Source organism: Paracoccus wurundjeri (genome assembly GCF_030678915.1).
GTDB lineage: Bacteria > Pseudomonadota > Alphaproteobacteria > Rhodobacterales > Rhodobacteraceae > Paracoccus > Paracoccus onubensis_A.
On sequence record NZ_JAUUTZ010000001.1, the window covers coordinates 357,930 to 381,556 of the forward strand.

Consider the following 23,627-nt stretch of genomic DNA (forward strand, 5'->3'; position numbering starts at 1 on the left):
GGAAATCAAGATCGAGGCGCAAGATGAGCGACACCACCCATACCAAACTCCTGATCGTCGGCTCGGGACCGGCGGGTTATACAGCCGCCGTTTATGGCGCCCGGGCGATGCTGAATCCGATGCTGATCCAGGGGGTGCAGCCGGGCGGGCAGTTGACCATCACCACCGAGGTCGAAAACTGGCCGGGCGAGACAGAGATTCAGGGCCCCGATCTGATGGTCAAGATGGAAGCGCATGCGCGTGCCATGGGGGCAGAGGTCGTAAGCGATTACGTGACGCATCTGGATCTTGGTCTGCATCCTTTCGTGGCGGAATGCGACAGTGGGCGGCGGGTTACGGCGGATGCCGTGATCCTGGCGACCGGTGCTCAGGCCCGCTGGCTGGGTCTGGACTCGGAAGAAAAGTTCAAGGGATTCGGTGTCAGTGCCTGCGCCACCTGTGACGGATTCTTCTATCGCAATCGCGAGGTGCTGGTGATCGGCGGTGGCAATACCGCGGTCGAAGAGGCGCTGTTCCTGACCAAATTCGCCTCGAAGGTGACGCTGGTGCATCGCCGCGACAGTTTGCGGGCCGAGAAGATCCTGCAAAACCGCCTGTTCAAGCACCCCAAGGTCGAAATTGTCTGGGATCACGAACTGATCGAGGTCAAAGGCACCGACGATCCGTTGGGTGTCAGCGGGGCGGTGCTGCGCAGCACTAAGAATGGCGCAACGCAAGAGGTCAGGGCCGATGGCGTTTTCGTGGCCATTGGGCATGCGCCCGCCAATGAACTGGTGAAGGATCAGCTTGAGCTGCATAATGGCGGCTATGTAAAGGTCGAGCCGGGCAGCACCCGAACCTCGGTTCCCGGCGTCTTCGCGGCGGGCGATCTGACCGATCATGTCTATCGGCAGGCCGTGACCAGTGCCGGAATGGGATGCATGGCGGCGCTGGATGCCGAGCAGTGGCTTGCCGCGCAGGACGAAGGCGAAGACGTTCCGGCACAGCCAATACCTGAGAAAGCGCCAGCGGAATAAGGGTTTTATTCCCGTTCATCTGCGCCGGATGAGACGTATCAGGCCGGCCAGTCGCGCGCGGTGGCGTTCAATTCCGCGCGCAGCCAGTTGCGGAAATGGGTAATGGCAGGTTTGCGGCGCGCTTCAGCTGCGGTCACGAACCAATAGCTGTTCCCGGTCGCGGCACGGCCGGATAGCGGCGCAGTGATCTGACCTCGTGCAAGGGCGTCACTGGCCAATGTTTCCCACGCCATGAATATGCCTTGCCCGGAAATCGCCGCATCCAGACATAATCCGCCATCGGCGAATGTCGGCCCGTCCGGAATGCCGGCCGGATCGATGCCATGCGGGGCAAGCCAATCCCGCCATCCTGCCAGACATTCGTTTTCTCGCAGGATCGGAAGGCGCAACAGGTCTTCGGGCTCATGGATATGTTTCGCCAATGCGGGCGCGCAAACCGGCATGACCCGCTGATCAAGCAGTTTCTCTGCCCGCAATCCCGGCCATTCTCCACGTCCGACGCGCAACCCGATATCCACACCGCCGACGCCCGGCGTGACCATCTGGCTGACGGGCTCCAGCCGGATGCGGATATCGGGACGGGTTTCGGTAAAGCCGGAAAGGCGCCAGATCAGCCAGCGGCTGGCGAAGAGCGGCGCGACCGAGACATTCAGCAAATCGTCCTGTGCCGGATCCGCCAGCATGGCCGCCGCAGACAATTCGGCCAAACCACGCGACAGCCGGATCACCATATCCCGGCCAAGCTCGTTAAGCTTCAACCCCGCGCCGCCGCGGTCGAAGACCGGGCGGCCAAGCTGCGCCTCGGTTCGGCTGATCCGCTGACTGAGCGCGCCGGGAGTAACGCCAAGTTCTCTGGCTGCAGCCGAAAGGCTTCCCAATCGGGCGACGGCCTCGATCGCGCGAAGGCCAGTCAACGAGATGCGGTTCAAGGGATCCATTTAGAAAATCTAAAATCATGAAGTGATAATCTCAATACTGAAGAAGCAGAATTTCGAATATATTCAGATCATGTTAAATCTTTTCCGCCTGTTGCTGCGCCGGAGTTCCGGCAAGCTGGCCCCGTATCCGCAGGTCTGCGAACCGCTGGACCATCCCGAAATTCAACATATGAGCAAAAGGGAACTCGATGATTTGCCGCTGCCACGCCTGTCCGGCGATGGTGCCTCGTCCGATTGTCGCGCTTGAAGGCAAAGGGGAAGGCAGTTACGGGCAGGGGATATCTGCCACGAGATTGACATGACCCCGCTGAACCAGATCCCGATCCCAGAACTGTATGTCTCGCCCGAGGCTGCCGAGAAACTGACCGAAGAAGGGACGAAATTGCCGCGATGGGTTTTGTCCGAACAGCAAGCAGGTGATCTGGAGCTTTTGATGAATGGCGGGTTTTTCCCGTTGCGAGGTTTCATGACTCAGGCTGATTGCGACAGCGTCAGGCGTGACGGGACTCTGATCTCGGGCGCGGCTTGGCCCTTGCCGGTGACGCTGGGCGTCGACGACGATTTCGCCGGACGGATTGAACCCGGCGACGATATTGCCTTGTCGGATGGGTCGGATCTGCTGGCGATCATGTCCGTTACCGATCATTGGCAATCCGATGGCGTGACGCATCTGGGCGGAAAGGTCAAAGGATTGCGGCCACCGGCGAAGGCAGGCGATACGCCCAACCAGTTGCGCAGGATGTTCCGTCAGGCCGGCTGGGAGGATGTGACGGCGCTTTACGATGGTAATGGGCTCGCCGATGCGCAGAGTCCGGTCATGCTGGTTCTGCCGGTTACGGATCAGCTGGAGGATCACCCCGACGCGTTTATCCACGATAACATATGTACCGCCCGGATCCGTCTTTTCGACCGTGCAGAGAATGCAGCCATGACCGCGCTGCGGGAGATCGTTGGCAGAAATCACGGTGCGACACGCGTTCATTCCTGACCTGCATGGGTGCGGGGAATTCCCTGACGGCAGCTGGCAGTTTAATCGCGCTTAATCGCCCAGCGCTCGCCAACCGATATCGCGGCGGCAAAATCCCTCGGGCCAGTCGATGGCATCCACAAGATTGTAGGCGCGAGCATGGGCTTCGGACAGGGTCGCGCCGCGCCCGGTACAGGCAAGAACGCGTCCGCCCTGAGCGGTGAATTGCCCATCCGCCATGCCGGTTCCCGCATGAAAAATCATCTCGAAACTGGATTGATTTATGCTATCCAGATTTTTGATAAAACTTCCTTTTTGATATGTACCCGGATAGCCGTTAGCAGCCATGACGACCGTTAAGGCATGATCGTCTCCCCAATTGACCGTGGTTTCGGCCAGCCTGCCTGACGCGCAGGCATGCAACAAATCCAGGACCTGCGCGCCCAGTCGGATCATCAATGCCTGACATTCCGGATCGCCGAAGCGGACATTGTATTCTACCAGCCGGGCCTTTCCATCGGCAATCATCAAGCCAGCATAAAGAACGCCTTGAAACGGCATGTTTCGACGAGACATTTCCGCGACAGTGGGACGAATGATCCGTTCCATCACCTGCGCTTGCGACTCCTTTGTCAGAACCGGCGCCGGGCTGTAGGCGCCCATTCCGCCGGTATTGGGGCCGGTATCGCCTTCGCCGACCCGCTTGTGATCCTGAGCGGTTCCGATGGGCAGGCAATCGGTTCCGTCACACAGAACGAAAAAGCTTGCTTCCTCGCCATGCATGAACTCTTCGATCACGACTGAAGTATCGCCGAATTCTCCTTGGAAAATCAGATCTATGGCGTCATGCGCCTGCGCAACACTTTCTGCGACCGTCACGCCTTTTCCGGCGGCAAGGCCATCTGCCTTGACGACGATGGGCGCGCCTTGAGCGGTGACGTAATCCCTCGCTGGCGCGGCTTCGGTAAATCGCGCCCATGCGGCGGTCGGTGCGCCGCAGGCATCGCAGATTTCCTTGGTGAAGGTTTTCGAAGCCTCCAGTTCCGCGGCTGCCTGACTAGGGCCAAACACCAGAAACCCCGCCGCGCGTAATGCATCCGAGACACCGGCAGCCAGTGGAGCCTCGGGACCGATAACTACGAAGTCTATTGCGTTATCTTCTGCAAATTCAAGAATCTCTGCGCGAGAATTGATGTTGATTTCGGCACAATCCGCCACCTCGGCGATCCCCGCATTGCCCGGCGCGACAATCAGTCGATCACATTTCGGATTCTGCCGGATAGCCCATGCCAGCGCATGTTCACGCCCGCCGCCGCCGAGGATCAGGATATTCATTTGCCGCCCTTTCGCTTGCTGCCGGTTCTGCCGTCTTCTAGGGTCGCAACCTGTCGCCATCAAGCAAGAGCGTCATGCGGAAAGCGGAAATCTGGCGAAACCGACGGAGGCTTCCGTGGTTCCGGGCATGAGTGATGGCAGCGAAGGCGGTTGCGAAGGAAACTGACACATGGATCTGCTAGAGGACAGCGCAGGCGACAATGCCCATGAATTTACCGTCTCGGAACTTTCGGGCGCGGTAAAGCGCAATATCGAAGATCAGTTCGGCCGCGTCCGTGTGCGCGGTGAAATCGGGCGGGTGTCCCGGCCATCCTCGGGGCATCTCTATTTCGATCTCAAGGATGATCGCTCGGTTCTGGCGGCAGTTACCTGGAAGGGGCAGGCATCCCGCCTGGCGCAGCGCCCGGAAGAGGGAATGGAAGTCGTCGCCACCGGACGGATGACGACGTTTCCGGGACAGTCGAAATATCAGTTGATCGTGGATCAGATCGAACCCGCCGGGATGGGCGCGTTGATGGCGATGCTTGAAAAGCGTCGCAAGGCTTTGGCGGCCGAGGGGCTGTTCGACGATGCGCGCAAACGCCCGCTACCTTTTCTGCCGCGTGTCATCGGGGTGGTGACCTCGCCTTCGGGCGCGGTGATCCGCGATATCCTTCATCGCCTGCGCGACCGTTTCCCGACCCATGTGCTGATCTGGCCGGTGGCGGTACAGGGGGACGCATGCGCGCCCCAGGTCGCGGCGGCGATTCGCGGGTTCAACGATCTGCCGCATGGCGGCGCCGTGCCGCGCCCCGATCTGATTATCGTCGCGCGGGGCGGCGGCAGTATCGAGGACTTATGGGGCTTCAACGAAGAAGAGGTCGTGCGTGCGGCGGCGGCCAGTGACATCCCACTGATCTCGGCCGTCGGGCATGAGACCGACACGACATTGATCGACTTTGCCTCGGATCGCCGGGCGCCGACGCCGACGGCAGCGGCCGAACTTGCCGTGCCGGTCCGCAGCGATCTGGCGGCGCGACTGGCCGAGGCGGGTGCGCGGATGTCCCGGGCCAGCGGTTTGCGGATCGAGCGTCCCCGGCAGCGGTTGCGCGATTTGGCCCGGGCGATGGGCCGGCCTGCGGCCCTGACCGAAGGCGCACGGCAGCGGCTTGATCTGTGGGGCGCGCGGCTGGAGCCGGCGTTGCGTGGATTGGTACGGGCGCGGCGGCAGCAACTCGCCTCACGGCCCATGCCTGCCGCGAGCCTTCGGCAATTCACCTCGGCCAAGCGGCAATCGCTTGAATACAACGTCAGGCAGTTGCGCAATAGCGGTCAAAGGCAAGTCGAACGACGCAGGGATCGGCTTTTGCAGTTGCGGGAACGTCTGGAAGCGTCCTTGCGGTGGGTAACGGCCATGACCCGCAGGGCCATCGGCACCCAGTCCGAACGACTGGCGGAATTGTCCCTTCGGCTGGATCAAAATGCGCGGCGCGCGATCGATCATCGGCGGGATGCGTTATTGCGTCTTGACCGGATGCGCCGGACGCTGGGATATGAGCAGACGCTTCGGCGCGGATTCGCGGTTGTGCATGGTGCTGGCGGTGTCGTTACTTCGGCGGCTGCGGCTGGAAAACTTGCGCATTTCGAAATCGAATTCGCGGATGGCCGCATTCAGGCGGGACCGGACGGTTCCCGTTCCGAACCGGGGCGCAAGGCCAAGGGCGGGAAGACGGATGACGGCCCGTCGCAAGGGTCGCTTTTCTGATTTGGACGACTCAGTGATCTGGGGTTCACTGGCTGAAAATCAAGTGGTTGTGTCCAGTATGTTATCGCCATAGGTTGCGCAATGGCATTGTGGAATTTCCGCGTTATTTGCCGTTGCACAAATCTGACGATTTATCTTTAGAATACAGGCCGCGGGCATGATTGAACATACTCGAATTCTCGTTGCTGCTTCGGCACTTGGCGCGATATTCTGGACCAGCGCCATTATGGCGCAAGGGCAGGGTGAAGGCGAGATGCCTCCGCCCGCCGTTACCGTCGTGACGCTCAAGTCAGAGGATGTGACTTTGACTTCAACCTTGCCGGGTCGCGTTCTCGCATCGGCCGAGGCGGAATTGCGTCCGCAGGTTAACGGCCTTGTGATCGAACGCCTGTTCGACGAGGGTAGCGTGGTCGAACAGGGACAGCCGCTATACCGGATCGATCCCCGCAGCTATCAGGCTGCTGTGGCGCAAGCCGAGGCGGCTCTGGCACAGGCGAATGCGCAGGCGGACTCCGCACGGCGCGAGGCCGAACGGGTCGGCGCGCTTCGCGATCGTCGCGTCGCCAGCGAGCAAACGCAGGATAGCGCCGTTGCCGCGCGCCTTGCCGCCGAGGCGGCGGTCAAGGCGGCGGAAGCCAGCCTGCAAGCCGCGCAGATCGATCTTGACCGCACGACGATCACCGCTCCGGTCGATGGCGTCATCGGTCTTGCGTTGGCCTCGCAAGGGGCGCTGGTCACGGCATCGCAGGCCAATCCGCTTACCGTCATTCGCCGCATCGATCCGGTTCGTGTCGATGTGACCCAATCCGCGGCAGAAATCATCCGCTGGCAGCGTCTGGGTGCCGATGCCGCCTTGCCTGAAGGGGCGGATCAGACCGTTTCACTGCAACTGGCGGATGGCAGCACATTCGAGAATACCGGCTCGTTGACCGCGGCCGAGCCTCGCGTTGACGAAACGACTGGCGTCGTGACGTTGCGGATGGAATTTGCCAATCCCGACGGCCTGTTGCTGCCCGGAATGTATGTGCAAGCCGAAATCCCGCAGGCTTTCCTGCGCAATGTGGTGCTTGCCCCGCAGGAAGGCGTCACCCGTGACCGTCGTGGCCGCCCGATTGCCATGGTGGTGAATGCCGAAAACATGGTCGAGACGAGGTCGCTCGAGATTGCTCAGGATCGCGGCAGCGACTGGATCGTGACCGAGGGGCTGAAAGACGGCGACCGCCTGATTGTCGAGGGTCTTCAACTGATCGGCGAAGGGATGCCTGTGACTCCGGAAGAACGCGGTTCGGAACCGGCAGCGGAAGGCGAGGGCGCTTCGGCTGGCGGGGAAGCCGCAGAAGGCGAGGCTCCGGCGGAAGAGGCCGCGGCTCCGGAAGCTGATCCGGCTCAGGAGGATGCCGCACCGGCGGAAGAGGAACCGGCGCAAGAAGACGCTGCCCCGGCGGAAGAGGCTGCCGAGGCTCAGGACGACACCGGCAACTGACAACCGGATCAGCGCGAGAGATATCATGGCCCGTTTTTTCATCGACCGTCCGGTATTCGCCTGGGTGATCTCGATCATCATCATGGGGATCGGCGTATTGTCGATCATGACGCTGCCGGTCGCGCAATATCCGCAGATCGCGCCGCCCTCGGTGACGATCCGCGCGACCTATCCGGGGGCCTCGGCCGATACCGTCAGTAATACCGTTACCCAGATCATCGAACAGCAGATGACCGGGCTGGACGGCTTGCGGTACATGTCGTCCGACTCGACCTCTGATGGATCGTCAAGCACAACACTGACTTTCGAGACCGGCACCAATCCCGATATCGCGCAGGTTCAGGTACAGAACAAACTATCGCAAGCCACGCCTTTGCTTCCCGAACAGGTGCAGCGAGAGGGTGTCGTCGTCGAAAAGGCGGCTTCGGGCTTTCTGATGGTTGTCGGCCTGATCGGCGATGAAGGCTTCGATTCGACCGATCTAAGCGATTACATGGTGACCAATCTGGTCGATGATCTCAGCCGGATCGAAGGCATCGGCAGTGTCGAGGTATTCGGCGGACAATATGCCATGCGGATCTGGCTGGATCCGGCAAAGCTCGCCGCTTATGAACTGGCGCCATCCGATGTGGTGTCTGCCGTGTCGGCGCAGAATACCCAGATTTCGGCGGGGGCGTTTGGCGGTCTGCCGACGGTCGAGGGGCAAATGCTGAACGCGACCGTGACCGCGCAGTCATTGCTGTCCACGCCCGAGGATTTCCGTCAGATCGTATTGCGGGCCGAAGAGAATGGCGGGCTGGTGCTGCTACAGGATGTTGCCCGCGTCGAAATCGGTTCCGAAAGCTATTTCACCGATCCCACCTATAACGGCCGTCCCGCCTCGGGTATGGCACTCAGCCTTGCGCCCGGCGCGAATGCCCTGGACACCGCCGAGCGGGTGAAGGAGCGGATGAAGGAATTCGCGGAATTCTTCCCCGAAGGCGTCGAATATGTGATTCCTTTCGATACCGCGCCTTTTGTCGAGATTTCGATCGAAGAAGTGGTGCGAACACTGGTCGAAGCCATCGGGCTGGTCTTCGTGGTGATGTTCATCTTCCTGCAAAGCTTCCGGGCGACATTGATTCCGACGCTGGCGGTCCCGATCGTTCTGCTTGGGACATTCGGGATCATGGCCGCATTCGGCTTTACGATCAACACGCTGACCATGCTTGCCATGGTATTGGCCATCGGTCTTCTGGTCGATGACGCTATCGTCGTGGTCGAGAATGTCGAGCGGATCATGGAAGAGGAAGGTCTGTCCCCGCGTGATGCCACCCGCAAATCCATGGGGCAGATCACCGGGGCGTTGATCGGTATTGCACTGGTCCTGTCGGCGGTGTTCGTGCCGATGGCCTTTTTCGGCGGCTCGACGGGGGTGATCTATCAGCAATTCGCGATCACTATCGTTTCGGCGATGGGCTTGTCCGTGGTGGTTGCGTTGACCCTGACACCCGCGCTTTGCGCCTCGATTTTACGTCCGGCGCATGAAGCGAAGACTCGTGGCCTGTTCGGCCTGTTCAACCGTGGCTTCGACCGGACCTCGCGCGGGTATACCGGCGCGGTCGGCTGGATCGTGCGCCGACCGCTGCGGATGCTGTTGATCTATGCCGGTCTTGGCGTGGTGATGACGCTGCTGTTTCTGCGTACTCCCGAGGGTTTCCTGCCCGATGAGGATCAGGGCATCATGTTCGTGCTGGTGCAGGGGCCGACCGGGGCCACGGTGGAGCGAACCGAAGCCGTCCTGAATGAGGTCGAGAATTATTTCATGAATCAGGAATCCGAGTCGGTCGATTCGATGTTCGCCGTTTCGGGATTCAGCTTTGCCGGATCCGGGCAGAATGTAGGAATGGCCTTCGTGCGGATGAAGGACTGGTCCGAGCGACCGTCACCTGAACAATCCGTGCAGGCGGTGGCCGGCCGTGCCTTTGGCGCACTTAGCCAGATCAGGGACGCCATGGTCTTTCCGGTTGTGCCGCCTGCGGTGATCGAACTGGGCAATGTCTCGGGTTTCGACTTCTATCTTCAGGCACGTGGCGGGCAATCGCATGAGCAGTTGCTTGATGCGCGCAATCAGCTTCTGGGCATGGCCGGGGAAAGCCCCCTGATCGAACAGATCCGGCCCTCGGGGCTTGAGGATGCGGCGCAGTACCGGCTGAATATCGACTGGCGCAAGGCCGGTGCCATGGGCGTGACTGCTACCGATGTCGCCAATTTGATGCAGATCGCATGGACCGGTTCTTATGTGAATGACTTCATCGACCGGGGCAGAATCAAGAAAGTCTATGTTCAGGCCGAGGCGGATTCCCGTTCCGTGCCCAGCGATTTCGATAAATGGCGGGTGCGCAATTCTCATGGAGAACTGGTGCCTTTCTCGAACTTCACCGAGGGTGAATGGACTTTCGGTCCGCAGGGTCTAAGCCGCTATAACGGTGTCCCGTCCATGCAGATTCAGGGGGGGCCAATCCCCGGAGTCAGTTCCGGTGACGCTATGGCCGAGATGGAAAATCTGGTCGGGCAGCTTCCTGCCGGGTTCAATATCGCCTGGACCGGCCTGTCTCTGGAAGAGCGCGATTCAGGTGACCAGACGATGCTGCTGTATGCGTTGTCGCTGGCGGCGGTGTTCCTGTGTCTTGCGGCGCTGTATGAAAGCTGGGCGATCCCTCTGGCGGTCATTCTGGTGATGCCGATCGGGATTCTGGGTGCCTTGCTTGGCGTGTTCCTGGGAAAATTCGACAACGGGGTGTTCTTCCAGGTCGGTCTGCTGACGGTGATCGGCCTGACGGGCAAGAACGCCATCCTGATCGTCGAATTCGCCCGAGAACAGACACAAGCCGGGGTTCCGCTTTACAATGCCGTCGTCGAGGCTGCGCGTCAGCGTTTCCGCCCGATCATCATGACCTCGATCGCTTTTTCGCTTGGGGTGCTTCCGCTGGTATTGTCCACCGGCGCTGGCGCGAATGGGCGTAATGCCATCGGCGCTACCGTTCTGGGCGGCACCGTGATGGCAACGGTCTTCGGGATCCTGTTTGCGCCGCTGTTCTTCGTGCTGATGCGACGCTTGCTTGGCCGGAAGGACGAATGGGAGGATACGTCGGCGGAAGCGTCTCGCTGACGGGTTCGGTTCAGTGAGCGGGCGCTGCTCGTCATCGGGCCGTGCCTTTCCGATTGTTTGCGACATTTGAACTGTCCCGAGTTGCGGCTAAACTCGGCTGGACAGCGGCGGGAGGGACGCAGGTGATCGACAAGCTTGAAATGTTTCTGGCCGTCGCGAAAGAGCGTCATTTCGGCCGGGCTGCGGCCTCGATGGGGATCACCCAGCCGACGCTGTCCGCAGGGATCAAGCAGCTTGAGGAGCAGCTTGGGGTTCTGCTGATCTTTCGCGGCTCACGCTTTGGGGGGCTGACCCCCGAGGGACAGAGTGCGCTGGTCTGGGCACGACGGATCGTCGGCGATACCCGGCAATTGCGCGAAGAGATGCGAGCAGTGCGGCACGGGCTGGCGGGGCGGTTGCGGATTGCGGTGATCCCCACCGCACTGACCTGGGCGGCGAAGATCAGTGCCCGTTTCGGCGCAATGCATCCAAAGGTCGGTTTCACGATTCTGTCACGCACCTCGATCGAAATCCTGCAGATGATCGACGATCTCGATGTCGATGCGGGCATTTCCTATCTGGACAATGAGCCGTTGGGCAAGGTGAGCGCCGTCCCGCTATATGACGAGCGTTACATGCTGGTCTGTGGAATGGAGAGCGAGTTTGCCGAGCGGAAGAGCGTGGCCTGGACGGAATTGAACGGGCAGAGACTCTGCCTGCTGACGTCGGACATGCAGAATCGGCGGATCATCAACCGTAATCTTGCGGCTGCCGGGGTAACGCCCATGACCACCGTCGAATCCAGCTCAACCGTGGTCATGGTCTCGCATGTTCTGGTGGGGGGATGGTTGACGATTCTTCCCGAGGATATCGCCCGGTTTCTGACCCAGGGAAAGGATTTGCGACTGATCCCGCTGGACGGCGTGGACAGTATTCATACGGTGGGTTTGATCGCGCCGTGGCGCGAGCCGCATACCCCGGTGCTCCAGGCGCTGCTCACCGAAGCGCGCCGAATGGTTTCTAATAGATGATTTCTATCAATTGACGGGATAACGATATTGATTCCGTATCGCATAAGGTGTTGAATCGGACAAAAGAGGAATGACGAAAGGCCAGCTATGCATGTTAATGCGCCAGCGCCATCCGAAGAGGACATTCGCGGCATTGTCGCGCCGCTGACTTCTTTGGAAGGACCACTTCTCCCGATGCTGCACGCTTTGCAGGACAGCTACGGTTATGTGCCACAGGAAGCCGTGCCGGTTCTGGCGGATGAGCTGAACCTGGGGCGCGCCGAAATTCATGGCGTCATCAGCTTTTATCATGACTTCCGCAAGGCGCCCGCGGGCCGTCATGTGCTGAAGATTTGCCGTGCTGAAGCCTGTCAGTCGATGGGCGGCAATGCCCTGGCCGAGGCGACTTTGCGCAAGCTGGGTATCGGCTGGCACGATACGACCTCCAACGGCGCGGTGACGGTCGAGCCGGTTTATTGCCTTGGTCTTTGCGCCTGCGCCCCGGCCGCGATGCTGGACGATCGCGTCGCTGGACGCGTGGATGAGGAGCGGATGGACAAACTGCTGAACGAGGCTGGCGCATGAAGATTTATGTTCCCATGGATAGCGCAGCCAAGGCCCTGGGTGCGGATGAAGTGGCCGATGCGGTTCGCCGCGAGGCCGCGTCACGAGGAATTGATGTGCAGATCGTTCGCAACGGGACGCGCGGAATGGTCTGGCTGGAGCCATTGGTCGAGATCGATCAGGGGCAAGGTCGGATCGGCTATGGTCCCGTGACGCCCGAGGATGTCCCGGCGTTGCTGGACGGCAAGCTCGAAAGTCTTGGGCCGGTTGACGAGATTCCGTGGTACGCGCGCCAGACAAGGCTGACATTTGCCCGCTGTGGCGTGATCGATCCGCTGGATCTGGATGATTATCGGGCGCATGGCGGACTGACAGGGTTGCGCCGCGCCTGTGGCATGTCACAGGCTGAAATCGTGCAGGAAACCACCGATAGCGGATTGCGCGGGCGCGGCGGGGCCGGATTCCCCACCGGGATCAAGTGGAAAACCGTGATGGAAGCCACGGCCGAGCAGAAATATATCGTCTGCAACGCCGATGAAGGCGACAGCGGCACTTTCGCCGACCGTATGATCATGGAGGGTGATCCCTTTACCCTGATCGAGGGGATGGCGATTGCTGGGCTCGGTGTTGGCGCGACCAGAGGTTATGTCTATCTGCGCTCGGAATACCCGGACGCCATCAGGGTCATGAATGACGCCGTGCGGATCGCAAGGCAGGAAGGCGTGCTTGGGCCGGATGTACTGGGCTCTGGCAAGGCGTTCGACATGGAGATCCGCATGGGCGCGGGCGCCTATGTCTGTGGTGAGGAAACCTCACTGCTGAACAGTCTCGAAGGCAAGCGCGGCGTGGTCCGGGCCAAGCCTCCGCTGCCTGCTCTGGAAGGGTTCCTTGGGCGGCCGACCGTGGTTAACAACGTCATTTCCCTCGCGACCATCCCGGTTATCTTCGAGAAAGGGGCGGCGTATTATTCCGGTCTCGGCATCGGGCGTTCGCGCGGCACGGCCACATTGCAGATCGCCGGCAATATCAAATATGGCGGGCTGTTCGAGACGGCTTTCGGTGTGACTCTGGGCGAGGTCGTGAATGAAATCGGCGGAGGCACCGCATCGGGACGCCCGGTCAAGGCGGTGCAGGTGGGCGGACCCCTGGGGGCCTATATGCCGGTCAGCAAATTCGACACGCCGATGGGCTACGAAGAATTCGACCAGAATGGCGGGCTGATCGGCCATGCCGGGCTGGTGGTGTTCGACGATACTGCCGACATGCTGCAAATGGCCCGGTTCGCGCTTGAATTCTGCGCCGTCGAAAGTTGCGGCAAATGCACGCCATGCCGCCTTGGTGCGGTGCGCGGCGTCGAAACCGTTGATCGGATCGCGGGCGGTGACCCTGCGGCCGTGGATCTGCTGACAGATCTTTGTGAAACAATGAAGGACGGGTCGCTTTGCGCGCTTGGAGGGTTGACGCCCATGCCGGTGATGTCCGCTCTGACCCAGTTCCCCGATGATTTTGCCTGCCATAAGGAGGCTGCCGAATGAAAGATTTCATCATTCCCGCATTCCCGCCCGGTGACGACCGCGACATGGGCACCCCCGCACGCAGCGGTGCGCCGGTCTCGCTGACCATTGACGGTTTCGAAGTGACCGTGCCCGAGGGCACATCGGTCATGCGCGCGGCCGCAGAAGCCGGGATCCAGGTCCCGAAACTCTGTGCCAGCGACAATATGGAAGCTTTCGGTTCCTGCCGTCTTTGCCTTGTCGAGATCGAAGGGCGTCGCGGCACGCCCGCATCCTGCACGACGCCTGTTTCCGAGGGTATGGTGGTGCATACCCAGAACGAGAAACTGCGCCGGATGCGCAAAGGCGTGATGGAGCTGTATATCAGCGACCACCCGCTTGATTGCCTGACCTGCGCTGCCAATGGCGATTGTGAATTGCAGGACATGGCCGGGGCGGTGGGGCTGCGCGATGTGCGCTACAAGGCGCCCGAAAATGGCGGGCTGGCCAATCATTTCGCGCAACGCGACGGGGCCGGACCGAATGCGAATTATATCCCCAAGGATGAAAGCAACCCGTATTTCACCTATGATCCCTCGAAATGTATCGTCTGCTCGCGCTGCGTGCGGGCATGTGAAGAGGTGCAGGGCACTTTCGCCCTGACTATCGAGGGCAGGGGCTTTGACAGCCGGGTGAGTGCCGGCGCCTCAACCGATGATTTTCTGACCTCTGATTGTGTGTCCTGCGGTGCCTGCGTACAGGCCTGCCCGACCGCGACCCTTCAGGAAAAATCGGTGATCGAGCTGGGCACGCCCGAACGCTCGGTCATCACCACTTGCGCCTATTGCGGTGTGGGATGCAGCTTCAAGGCCGAATTGAACGGCGATGAGCTGGTGCGCATGGTGCCCTATAAGCACGGCAAGGCGAACCGGGGTCATAGCTGCATCAAGGGACGTTTTGCCTATGGATATGCCCAGCATAAAGACCGCATCCTGAAGCCGATGATCCGTGATCATATCGATGAGCCCTGGAAAGAGGTCGAATGGGACGAGGCTCTTGCCTTCGCGGCGAACCGGATGCGCGGGCTGCAGGAAAAATACGGTCAGAAATCCATCGGCGTGATCACATCCAGCCGCTGCACGAATGAGGAAACCTATCTCGTGCAGAAGCTGACCCGCGCGGTGTTCAAGAACAACAATACCGATACCTGCGCGCGCGTCTGCCATTCGCCCACCGGCTACGGTCTGGGCAAGACCTATGGCACCTCGGCCGGAACGCAGGATTTCGACTCGGTGCAATATTCCGATGTGATCATGATCATCGGTGCGAATCCGACCGATGCGCATCCTGTCTTTGCCTCGCGGATGAAAAAGCGCGTGCGGGCAGGCGCCAAGGTCATTGTCGTGGATCCGCGTCGGATCGATATGGTACGCTCGACCCATATTCGCGCAGAGCATCATCTGCCGCTGCGCCCCGGCACCAATGTGGCTGTCGTTACCGCCATGGCGCATGTGATCGTGACCGAAGGGCTCTATGACGAAATGTTCATTCGTGAACGCTGCGATTGGGACGAATTCCAGCATTATGTCGAATTCGTTCGTGACCCGCGTCATGCGCCCGAAGCGATCGAGATGCTGACAGGCGTTCCCGCCGCCGATCTGCGGGCTGCCGCGCGGCTATATGCGACGGGCGGCAATGGCGCGATCTATTACGGGCTTGGCGTGACCGAACATTCGCAGGGTTCGACCACCGTCATGGGGATCGCCAATCTGGCGATGTTGACTGGCAATATCGGGCGCGAGGGTGTGGGGGTGAACCCGCTGCGCGGCCAGAACAACGTGCAGGGTTCCTGCGACATGGGCTCCTTCCCGCATGAACTGCCCGGTTACCGGCATGTGAAACTGCCGGATGTGCGTGCAATCTACGAACAAGCATGGGGCGTCGAGATCGATCCCGAACCGGGTCTGCGGATCCCCAACATGCTGGATGCCGCCGTCGAGGGCACGTTCAAGGGGTTGTATTGCCAGGGAGAGGATATCCTGCAATCCGATCCCGACACGCATCACGTCGCGGCCGGTCTGGCAGCGATGGAATGCGTGATCGTGCATGACCTGTTCCTGAACGAAACGGCCAATTACGCCCATGTCTTCCTGCCCGGTTCGACCTTCCTTGAGAAGAACGGCACCTTCACCAATGCCGAGCGGCGGATCAATCTGGTCCGCAAGGTCATGGCGCCACGGAACGGTTATGAGGACTGGGAGGTCACGCAGATGCTGGCCAATGCGATGGGGGCCGATTGGCATTATACCCATCCGTCCCAGATCATGGACGAGATCGCCGCGACCACGCCAAGCTTTGCCGGGGTGACGTTCGAACTTCTGGAAGAGAAAGGCTCCGTGCAATGGCCCTGCAACGAGGACGCGCCCGAGGGCACGCCTCTGATGCATGTCGACGGCTTCAAGGCGGGCAAAGGTCATTTCATGATCACCGAATATGTGGCGACGGATGAACGTACCGGCCCGCGCTATCCGCTGTTGCTGACGACGGGGCGGATCCTGTCTCAGTATAATGTGGGCGCTCAGACGCGCCGGACCCATAATAGCATCTGGCATGACGAGGATGTACTTGAGATCCATCCGCATGATGCTGAACAACGTGGTGTCAATGATGGCGATTTCGTGCGGCTGGCGTCGCGTACGGGTGAGACGACGCTGCGCGCCGTTGTGACCGAACGTGTGGCGGTCGGGGTGGTTTATACGACCTTCCACCACCCCACGACGCAGGCAAATGTGGTGACGACCGATTTCTCGGACTGGGCGACCAATTGTCCTGAATTCAAGGTCACCGCAGTGCAGGTCAGCCCCTCGAACGGACCTTCGGAGTGGCAGGAGAACTATAACCGGCACGCCGAATTGTCGCGCCGGATCCTGCCCGCGGCGGAGTGATGACGAAATTGCCGGAACCCGTCGGCGTGATGCCTGCAAACCATGTCAGGCCGGGCAGTCAACGTGGCGTAAGCCGGAGTCTTCCCGAGGAAACTCCGGTCGCCATGGTCTATGACGGGACAAGTCACGCGGTGATGATGGCCACGCCCGCCGATATTCAGGATTTCGCGGCGGGCTTTTCGCTGACCGAGGGGTTCGTGACCGGGCTGGAGGATATCGCCTCTTGCGAGGTCATCGCGCATGATCTGGGCATCGAGGCCCGGATGTGGCTGCGCGGCGATCGTGCTCAGGCATTGGCCGCCCGCCGTCGCAACATGATCGGCCCGGTCGGTTGCGGGCTCTGCGGGATCGACTCGCTGGAAGAAGCGAGCCGGGCCTTGCCTGATTTGCGGGACAAGGGGCCGTCGCTTTCTGTGGCGCAGGTTGCCCTGGCCACCGATTCTCTGCGCGACTGGCAACCGTTTCACGACCAGACAAGGGCGGTCCACGCCGCGGGTTTCCTGATTCCCGGCCGGGGCGTGGTTCTTGCCCGCGAAGATGTCGGCCGCCACAACGCGCTTGACAAGCTGATCGGCGCAATGGCGCGGCAGGATATCGATGCAGAGCAGGGCGCCATCGTCCTGACCAGCCGCGTCTCGGTCGAGATGGTGCAGAAATGCGCCATGGCCGGATGCACCATCCTGATCGCTGTCTCGGCGCCTACGCTTCACGCTTTGCGGATCGCCGATACCGCAGGCATCACCGTCGCCGCATTCGCCCGTGGCGAAGGCTTCGATCTTTTTACCCACCCTGAACGGCTGAAGGCCGAGGTATCGCATGTCGCCTGAAAAAATGGTCATGATGGCCAATCAGATCGCTACTTTCTTCAACACCCAGCCCGGTGATGCGGCGAAGAATATCGCCAACCATATCTCTGATTTCTGGGAACCAAGGATGCGCCAGCAATTGGCGGATTATATCACGTCCGGCGGCGCGGGTCTGAACCCGTCAGTAGAGGCTGCGGCAAAATTGCTTTGAAACCGGTAAGGTCTCTGTACGTTATCTTTAACGCGTAACCGGTGAATAGCTTCCGAGGCCTTATGCCCAACAATGACTTCGATCTGTCGCAAAGCCGCCTTTGCGTCATCATGAATCTTGGTTCGGGCCGTAAGGACGATCGGGAATTCATCGCGCTTGTAACAGGGGCATTGCAGCCTCTTTGTGCAGCATTTGAATTGCGCCAGACCCAGCGCGGTGAAGATCTGACGCGGATGACAAGGCAGGCCGTCTCGGACGGTTTCAAGGTCGTCATTGCGGCAGGTGGTGACGGCACATTGGCGGCCGTGGCTGGCGTGCTTGCCGGGACCGATACCGTCATGGGCGTTCTGCCCGGCGGCACATTCAACTATTTCGCCCGCGATCTGGGCGTGGGCGAGACACCGGAAGAGGCGCTTGAAACGCTTCGGAATGCCCGTATCGCCACGGTGGATATCGGACAGATCAACGATCTGGTGTTTCTGAATAATGTTAGTCTGGGCATCTACCCGCATATCCTCAAGATGCGTGAAGGCATTTACCGGCGCTGGGGCCGCTCGCGTATTGCCGCCTATGGTTCGGTCCTGATTTCATTGCGGCGATTGCGCCGGCCGATGACGCTGACCGCGCGGATCGGGGACGAGGTTCGTCATTTCACGACCGCGCTTGTCTTCGTCGCCCGAAGTGCATACCAGCTTGAAAGTTTTGGCCTCGAGGGTGCCGATGCAATCCGCAAAGGGCAGTTTGCCGTGCTGATCGCCCGCGCGCGCAAACCGTTGCCGTTGATCCGTTCTGCCCTTCGACTAGTGGCGGGATTGGGGGCACAGGATGATGATTTCGACCTGATCACCACTGACGAATTGACCATCCAGACCAGAAAAAGCCAGCATGTCGCGCATGACGGCGAAAAAAACCTGATGCATAGCCCATTGCATCTGCGTGTCCGCAAGGATGCGCTGCGTATGCTGTTGCCCGCCGAGGGGCGCGTCAAGGCCAATGGTGACGGCGCGTGACGCGGCTTGTCCATCTTTCCGACCTGCATTTCGGCTATGAACATGCGGGAATGGTCGAATCCCTGCTTGCCTGCGTCAACCGCCAAGAGGCCGATCTGGTCGTTGTGACCGGAGATCTGACCCATCGCGCCCGCCCGGACCAGTTCGCGGCCGCCGCCAGTTTCCTTTCACGTATCAAGGCGCCGCTGCTAGCGGTGCCCGGCAATCATGATATCCCGCTGTACAGCCTTGTAATGCGCTTCACTCAGCCCTGGGCGGGCTATCGCCGCAGCATAGCTGCCGCGCTTTCGCCGGTCCTGAGGGTAGGCGGCGTGCAGGTATTGGGCATAAACAGCGTTGATCCGTTTTCATGGCGTCGCGGTGCGTTACACAGCGGTGCGGTCAGGGCTGCTATTGCCCGGATTGATCCTGCCGCGATAAATATCGTCGCTCTTCACCATCCCCTGCAGCAGGCGCCGGACGCGCCGAAGGAACTTGCCCGGAATGCCGGAACGGCATTGGCGATGCTGGAAGAGGCGGGGGTGCAGATCATTCTGTCGGGACATTTGCATCGATGGGAGGCAAAATTCCTGCTTGGGTCAGGCTCGCCCGCGCGAATCCTGCAGATTCATGCTGGAACCGCGCTTTGCGCACGCCCCGAGGATCCGCCGAACGAATTTGCCGTTCTGGAATTCAGCGACGACGACACGCTACTTGTCGCGCGTCATTATGCGCGGAATGGAACCTATGATCCTGACAGCATCGCCGAAACGACAAGTTTTTCGCGTGTGAACGGGTATTGGCGGAATCTGGACTGAGACCTGCTGCCCTTGCCGCTGTCCATCCGTGTATGACCAAGGGTGCAACCTGCCGCCGGCATCCATTTGAGGTGGCGGCAGGTTGCGGAATCGGTTTACAGGTAATCGCTGCGCTGCAACCCGTATTTTGCCATTTTTTCGTTCAGCGTCCGCCGGGGCAGGCATAGTTCGTCCATGACGCTGGCGATGCTTCCCCTGTGACGGCGCATGGTATTGTCGATCAGCATCCGCTCGAAACTTTCGACATATTCCTTCAATGGCTTGCCTTCCGTGGTGGTTGCCTGCTGATTGTCGTCACCATCGGACATCAGAAGCGACACGATGCTGCCCGTGCCGCGCCTGTTCTGCAGCACCGCCCGCTCGGCGACATTGATGAGTTGACGGATATTCCCCGGCCACGGTGCCTGCAGAAGCTGCGCTGCCTCCTGTGCGCCGACCTGGGGCGCATCGCAACCATACTCCTCGGCGAATTGTTCGGTCATGCGGTTGAACAATGTCAGGATATCCTCGCCGCGGGCGCGCAGGGGGGGCAGGGTGATGTTCAGGGCCGACAGGCGATAGAACAGATCCGGGCGCAGCGAATCCTCGGCTTTGCGACCTTCGCCACGGGCGTTCGATATGGCGATGATCCGGGTTTCCGAGGGCGAGGCCTGATCGTTGATGAAGGCAAGAAGCCGGGCCTGCAAGGGCTCGGACAGGGCCTCGATATCTTCCAGACATAATGTTCCGCCGCGCGTTTCTTCGAGTGCGGGCAATCCGTCATCCATCGGGCCGAACAACCGCGATGTCAGCGCCTCGTCATTATAGGCTGCGCAGGAGACTGGCACGAATTTCCTGTTGGCCCGTGGCCCGACGGCATGCAGCGCATGGGCCACCAGCGTCTTGCCGGTGCCGGTTTCGCCATCGATCAGGACATGGCCGTCGGCCTGCCCCAGATCAAGGATGTCTTCGCGCAGCCGTTCCATGACCGGGCTGGAACCGATCAGTTTCGACATGACCTGCTGACCTTCTGACAGGTCGCGGCGCAATGCGCGGTTATCCAGTGTCATCCGCCGGGCATGGGTCGCCTTCTTGGCAAGCGAGGTCATCTTGTCCGGATTGAACGGCTTTTCCATGAAGTCCATGGCACCAAGCCGCATGGCCTCGACCGCCATCGGGACGTCGCCATGCCCGGTGATCAGAATGACCGGCAGGGCAGAATCCGTGCTCATGAGCCGTTTGAGAAATGCGATGCCGTCCATGCCGGGCATGCGGATATCCGACAGGACAATCCCGGGCCAGTCCGGCCCGATAACCTTCAACGCGTCCTCTGCACTTGCAAAGGTTTCGGTATCGAAACCCGAAAGGACCAGCCACTGGCTGATCGATTCCCGCATATCGGGCTCGTCGTCAACGATCGCAATCTTGAGTTTGCGGGACATCAGGCATCCTCTCCTGTTTACTCATTCGGCAGCAAGCGCCTCGCCCGGATCGTCCGGCCGGTGCAAGGGCAACTCAACCTGAAACACCGCTCCACTACCTTCGGTTTCATTATGTGCGGTTAATCGTCCTCCGAAATCCGCGACGATAGACGAAGAGATCGCCAGACCAAGGCCTGTTCCCTCTCCGGGTTTTTTCGTTGTCCAGAAAGGTTCAAACAGTTTTTCGAGATCGGCGACACCCGGGCCGTTGTCCCGCACTGACAAATACGCGTGAGCACGGGTTTCCACCGTGATGTCAATTCGTCCGTCGCGCCTGTCTTTTACTGCATCCATAGCGTTTCGTAACAGATTGATGATGACCTGCTCAAGCCGGATACGGTCGGCCATGACCATGATCTTTTCACGCGGGATGTTTCTGTTCACACGGATCGGGCGTTCGCGCAGCTGCGGCTCCATCATGCTGAGCGCGGAACTGACGGCGGCGCGAAGATCGACAGGCTCGACGGCCTCGCCGCCCTTGCGGGCATAGGATTTCAATTGCCGCGTGATTGCGGTCATGCGGTCGATCAGATCATTGATACGCTGAAAGCTGGACAGGGCCTCTTCGGGGCGCGCGCGTTGCAGCAACAACCGTGCCCCTGCGAGATAAGTTTTCATCGCGGCCAGCGGCTGGTTGAGTTCGTGACTGACCCCGGCCGACATTTCACCAAGCGCGGCGAGCTTCGAGCTTTGCTGAACCGTTTGCTCCGCCACCCGAAGCTCTTTCTGGACCCGCTCGCGTTCGGCGATCTCGCGCGTGAGACGAGCGTTCAATGCCCGCAGGTCCGCAGACTCGCGCATATAGGCCACGGATTGCATCCGCGCCCGGCGCGACAGGATATAGAAACTTGCCGCCAGCAGGATCGCAAAGCCCATGATTTCAAGTGCCAACACGGCATTCACACGTTCGCGGATCGAGGAATAGGTGGTGAAGCCGATCATTTTCCAGCCCCGGAACGGAATCCGCGCCTCGCTGCGCATCACCGCGTTTCCGGCAAGATACGCGTCGGCAGGGGGGGTGGTCCAGTCGGTGGTGACCTGAAACGCCCGCTGGATGGCGGAAGGCGCCGAGCGCACCTCGAGCGCCTCGGGCATGGTCAGCCCACGCCAGCGTGGCTCTGTGGCCAGAATGATATTGCCTGAACTGTCGACGACCGCGACGGCATCCGATATTCCCGCCCATGACCGTTCTATCTGTGTCAGTTCCGCGCCGACGACGATCACGCCCAGCGTCTTGCCTTCGGCGACGACGGCGCGGGAATAGGTGAATTCATAGCCGGTCGCATTCTCGTTCGAGACAGTGAAAACCGTATCGCGAGAGCGCAATGCATCGACGTAATGGCGCGCAAGCGCGTAATTGGTGCCGATCTGGAAACGGTCTGTTGAGCTTACGGTGCGCCCGGATGCATCGAGAAGCCGGATCGACACGCCGCCGATTTCCTTTTGCGCCGCGATCAGCCGTGCCGAGGTCGTAGAGAAATTATTGCTGTTCAACGCATCGATCAGCAGCGGATCGCGGGCCAGCAGCAATGGCACCACGGCAGTGCGCCGCAATTCTGAAATCAGGTTCCCGGTATAAAGCGCAAGCCGCAATTCCGCCCGGACACGGGTATTCTCGGATATGCGATCGGTCAGCCAGGCATTCGTCGTCCAGATCGACGCGATCGCGGTCAGCACGATCAGCACAATGGAGCCGCGCAGCCACCACGGCTTCACTGCGGCGGCCAGTCTTCGGCGCCGTCTGGTCTGGATGTGAGCCGTGTTATTGTCTCCTTCAGTCACAAGGCGAACTTTCGGCTGCAAGTTACGGTTATGGCAGTCTAGTTCCAGAACCGTTTCCGCTCAAGTCAACTGCTTACCAATGCATCAACCAGCCCGCGGAACAGCAGCCTGCCGTCACTGCCGCCAAGTCTTTCATCCGCGGCGCGTTCGGGATGCGGCATCATGCCCAGCACACGACGATTGCCCGAAAGGATTCCCGCGATATCGGCGACAGAACCGTTGATCGCGGGCGCATAGGTGAAGGCGATCAGGTCGTCTTTGTACAGTTTTTCAAGCTCGTCAGGGGTGATCTGATAATTGCCGTCATGATGGGCAACCGGGATCGTAATCTGCTGACGTGCGGAATAGCCCGAGGTAAAAACGCTATCCGTCGTGGCGACTTCCAGAACCGCGGGTTTGCACAGGAATGTCAGTCCCTGATTGCGCATCAATGCGCCCGGAAGCAGGTCCAGCTCGGTCAAGACTTGGAAACCATTGCAAATTCCAAGCACGAAGCCCCCACGCTCGGCATGTTGCCGCAGGGCTTTTGCAATCGGTGACTGGGCCGCGATCGCGCCGCAACGCAGATAATCGCCATAGGAAAACCCACCGGGTACTGCGACCAGATCGGTTCCTGCGGGCAGAGAGTCGTCCTTGTGCCAGACCCGCGCGACCTCCGCCCCTGCCTGTTGTAGCGCCACGACCAGATCGCGGTCGCAATTAGAGCCGGGGAAGGTGATGACAGCAGCTTTCATGGGCGAAACTCCTAGCGAAGATGTCGCTGCCTTAGCCTAATTTCATCGCCCCGAAAAGAGTTTCCGCCCGTAAATCGCTGATGACGGGGTGATAATCGACGTGTTCCGTCGGACCTGCATTTCGGCCCCGGTCCACCCGTCATCCACCCGTCATCCGCCCGGCTGACCGGAAGGCGCGAATGGCCTGCCGTGTTTCGCACCC

The 23,627-nt window shown here is 60.4% G+C and carries 19 protein-coding genes; 14 read left to right on the forward strand and 5 right to left on the reverse strand.

What is annotated here, in order from left to right; translation table 11 throughout:
* The first annotated feature begins 23 nt into the window (after positions 1-23).
* The gene (gene trxB / locus Q0601_RS01925) at positions 24-1,016 is read left to right on the forward strand and encodes a thioredoxin-disulfide reductase (protein ID WP_305286531.1); all 993 of its coding nucleotides are present in this window, start codon (positions 24-26) and stop codon (positions 1,014-1,016) included.
* A 38-nt stretch (positions 1,017-1,054) separates the two neighbouring features.
* On the opposite strand, the gene Q0601_RS01930 is transcribed toward trxB, so the two are convergent.
* Entirely contained in the window at positions 1,055-1,954 is a 900-nt protein-coding gene (locus tag Q0601_RS01930; protein ID WP_305286533.1) for a LysR substrate-binding domain-containing protein, read from the reverse strand.
* 70 nt (positions 1,955-2,024) lie between these two features.
* On the opposite strand from Q0601_RS01930, the gene Q0601_RS01935 reads away from it, so the two are divergent.
* A complete protein-coding gene (locus tag Q0601_RS01935; RefSeq protein WP_305286535.1) occupies positions 2,025-2,201 on the forward strand; it encodes a hypothetical protein in 177 nt (58 codons plus the stop codon).
* 51 nt (positions 2,202-2,252) lie between these two features.
* The gene (locus tag Q0601_RS01940) at positions 2,253-2,942 is read left to right on the forward strand and encodes a bifunctional sulfate adenylyltransferase/adenylylsulfate kinase (RefSeq protein ID WP_305286537.1); all 690 of its coding nucleotides are present in this window, start codon (positions 2,253-2,255) and stop codon (positions 2,940-2,942) included.
* Positions 2,943-2,993: 51 nt separating this feature from the next.
* On the opposite strand, the gene purD is transcribed toward Q0601_RS01940, so the two are convergent.
* Positions 2,994-4,256 (reverse strand): phosphoribosylamine--glycine ligase, encoded by a 1,263-nt coding sequence (gene purD / locus Q0601_RS01945; RefSeq protein WP_305286539.1) that lies wholly within the window; start codon positions 4,254-4,256, stop codon positions 2,994-2,996.
* Positions 4,257-4,425: 169 nt separating this feature from the next.
* Between purD and xseA the strand changes: the two genes are divergently transcribed.
* The 11 genes from xseA (at position 4,426) to Q0601_RS02000 (ending at position 19,449) form a co-directional block, all read left to right on the forward strand.
* A complete protein-coding gene (gene xseA, locus Q0601_RS01950) occupies positions 4,426-6,000 on the forward strand; it encodes an exodeoxyribonuclease VII large subunit (protein ID WP_305286541.1) in 1,575 nt (524 codons plus the stop codon).
* Positions 6,001-6,157: 157 nt separating this feature from the next.
* Complete coding sequence (locus tag Q0601_RS01955) at positions 6,158-7,483, forward strand: efflux RND transporter periplasmic adaptor subunit (RefSeq protein WP_370656080.1); 1,326 nt, start codon at positions 6,158-6,160, stop codon at positions 7,481-7,483.
* Between the two features lie 25 nt (positions 7,484-7,508).
* Positions 7,509-10,634 carry an efflux RND transporter permease subunit gene (locus Q0601_RS01960; RefSeq protein ID WP_305286544.1) on the forward strand — a complete coding sequence of 1,042 codons (3,126 nt, stop codon included), beginning with the start codon at positions 7,509-7,511 and terminating at the stop codon, positions 10,632-10,634.
* A 122-nt stretch (positions 10,635-10,756) separates the two neighbouring features.
* The gene (locus Q0601_RS01965; protein WP_305286546.1) at positions 10,757-11,644 is read left to right on the forward strand and encodes a LysR family transcriptional regulator; all 888 of its coding nucleotides are present in this window, start codon (positions 10,757-10,759) and stop codon (positions 11,642-11,644) included.
* A gap of 87 nt (positions 11,645-11,731) precedes the next feature.
* Positions 11,732-12,208 carry a formate dehydrogenase subunit gamma gene (locus Q0601_RS01970; RefSeq protein WP_305286548.1) on the forward strand — a complete coding sequence of 159 codons (477 nt, stop codon included), beginning with the start codon at positions 11,732-11,734 and terminating at the stop codon, positions 12,206-12,208.
* Positions 12,205-13,722, forward strand: coding sequence for a formate dehydrogenase beta subunit (locus Q0601_RS01975; RefSeq protein ID WP_305286550.1), 1,518 nt, complete (start codon positions 12,205-12,207; stop codon positions 13,720-13,722). Before Q0601_RS01970 ends, Q0601_RS01975 begins: the two co-directional genes overlap by 4 nt.
* Positions 13,719-16,625: a formate dehydrogenase subunit alpha gene (gene fdhF, locus Q0601_RS01980; RefSeq protein WP_305286552.1), complete on the forward strand. Its 2,907-nt coding sequence runs from the start codon at positions 13,719-13,721 to the stop codon at positions 16,623-16,625. The genes Q0601_RS01975 and fdhF overlap by 4 nt, the downstream gene beginning before the upstream one ends.
* A complete protein-coding gene (gene fdhD, locus Q0601_RS01985) occupies positions 16,625-17,452 on the forward strand; it encodes a formate dehydrogenase accessory sulfurtransferase FdhD (RefSeq protein ID WP_370656081.1) in 828 nt (275 codons plus the stop codon). Before fdhF ends, fdhD begins: the two co-directional genes overlap by 1 nt.
* Positions 17,442-17,642 carry a formate dehydrogenase subunit delta gene (locus tag Q0601_RS01990; RefSeq protein ID WP_305286554.1) on the forward strand — a complete coding sequence of 67 codons (201 nt, stop codon included), beginning with the start codon at positions 17,442-17,444 and terminating at the stop codon, positions 17,640-17,642. Before fdhD ends, Q0601_RS01990 begins: the two co-directional genes overlap by 11 nt.
* 62 nt (positions 17,643-17,704) lie before the next feature.
* On the forward strand, positions 17,705-18,652 hold the full coding sequence (locus Q0601_RS01995; protein WP_305286556.1) for a diacylglycerol/lipid kinase family protein: 948 nt from the start codon (positions 17,705-17,707) through the stop codon (positions 18,650-18,652).
* On the forward strand, positions 18,649-19,449 hold the full coding sequence (locus Q0601_RS02000) for a metallophosphoesterase family protein (RefSeq protein ID WP_305286558.1): 801 nt from the start codon (positions 18,649-18,651) through the stop codon (positions 19,447-19,449). Before Q0601_RS01995 ends, Q0601_RS02000 begins: the two co-directional genes overlap by 4 nt.
* A 95-nt stretch (positions 19,450-19,544) precedes the next feature.
* Here the strand turns inward: Q0601_RS02000 and Q0601_RS02005 are convergent, their stop codons facing one another.
* From Q0601_RS02005 to purQ, 3 genes are all read right to left on the reverse strand, one after another.
* Positions 19,545-20,870: a sigma-54-dependent transcriptional regulator gene (locus Q0601_RS02005; RefSeq protein ID WP_119748421.1), complete on the reverse strand. Its 1,326-nt coding sequence runs from the start codon at positions 20,868-20,870 to the stop codon at positions 19,545-19,547.
* Between the two features lie 21 nt (positions 20,871-20,891).
* Positions 20,892-22,637, reverse strand: a complete 1,746-nt coding sequence (locus Q0601_RS02010) for a sensor histidine kinase (protein WP_305286741.1) — start codon at positions 22,635-22,637, stop codon at positions 20,892-20,894.
* Between the two features lie 119 nt (positions 22,638-22,756).
* Entirely contained in the window at positions 22,757-23,425 is a 669-nt protein-coding gene (gene purQ / locus Q0601_RS02015) for a phosphoribosylformylglycinamidine synthase subunit PurQ (protein WP_305286561.1), read from the reverse strand.
* Between the last annotated feature and the right edge of the window lie 202 nt (positions 23,426-23,627).

Bases quoted from the DNA above. Each gene is read 5' to 3' on its own strand.
- trxB (WP_305286531.1), top strand. From the start codon at position 24: ATGAGCGACACCACCCATACCAAACTCCTGATCGTCGGCTCGGGACCG.
- Q0601_RS01930 (WP_305286533.1), bottom strand. From the start codon at position 1,954: ATGGATCCCTTGAACCGCATCTCGTTGACTGGCCTTCGCGCGATCGAG.
- Q0601_RS01935 (WP_305286535.1), top strand. From the start codon at position 2,025: ATGTTAAATCTTTTCCGCCTGTTGCTGCGCCGGAGTTCCGGCAAGCTG.
- Q0601_RS01940 (WP_305286537.1), top strand. From the start codon at position 2,253: ATGACCCCGCTGAACCAGATCCCGATCCCAGAACTGTATGTCTCGCCC.
- purD (WP_305286539.1), bottom strand. From the start codon at position 4,256: ATGAATATCCTGATCCTCGGCGGCGGCGGGCGTGAACATGCGCTGGCA.
- xseA (WP_305286541.1), top strand. From the start codon at position 4,426: ATGGATCTGCTAGAGGACAGCGCAGGCGACAATGCCCATGAATTTACC.
- Q0601_RS01955 (WP_370656080.1), top strand. From the start codon at position 6,158: ATGATTGAACATACTCGAATTCTCGTTGCTGCTTCGGCACTTGGCGCG.
- Q0601_RS01960 (WP_305286544.1), top strand. From the start codon at position 7,509: ATGGCCCGTTTTTTCATCGACCGTCCGGTATTCGCCTGGGTGATCTCG.
- Q0601_RS01970 (WP_305286548.1), top strand. From the start codon at position 11,732: ATGCATGTTAATGCGCCAGCGCCATCCGAAGAGGACATTCGCGGCATT.
- Q0601_RS01975 (WP_305286550.1), top strand. From the start codon at position 12,205: ATGAAGATTTATGTTCCCATGGATAGCGCAGCCAAGGCCCTGGGTGCG.
- fdhF (WP_305286552.1), top strand. From the start codon at position 13,719: ATGAAAGATTTCATCATTCCCGCATTCCCGCCCGGTGACGACCGCGAC.
- fdhD (WP_370656081.1), top strand. From the start codon at position 16,625: ATGACGAAATTGCCGGAACCCGTCGGCGTGATGCCTGCAAACCATGTC.
- Q0601_RS01990 (WP_305286554.1), top strand. From the start codon at position 17,442: ATGTCGCCTGAAAAAATGGTCATGATGGCCAATCAGATCGCTACTTTC.
- Q0601_RS01995 (WP_305286556.1), top strand. From the start codon at position 17,705: ATGCCCAACAATGACTTCGATCTGTCGCAAAGCCGCCTTTGCGTCATC.
- Q0601_RS02005 (WP_119748421.1), bottom strand. From the start codon at position 20,870: ATGTCCCGCAAACTCAAGATTGCGATCGTTGACGACGAGCCCGATATG.
- purQ (WP_305286561.1), bottom strand. From the start codon at position 23,425: ATGAAAGCTGCTGTCATCACCTTCCCCGGCTCTAATTGCGACCGCGAT.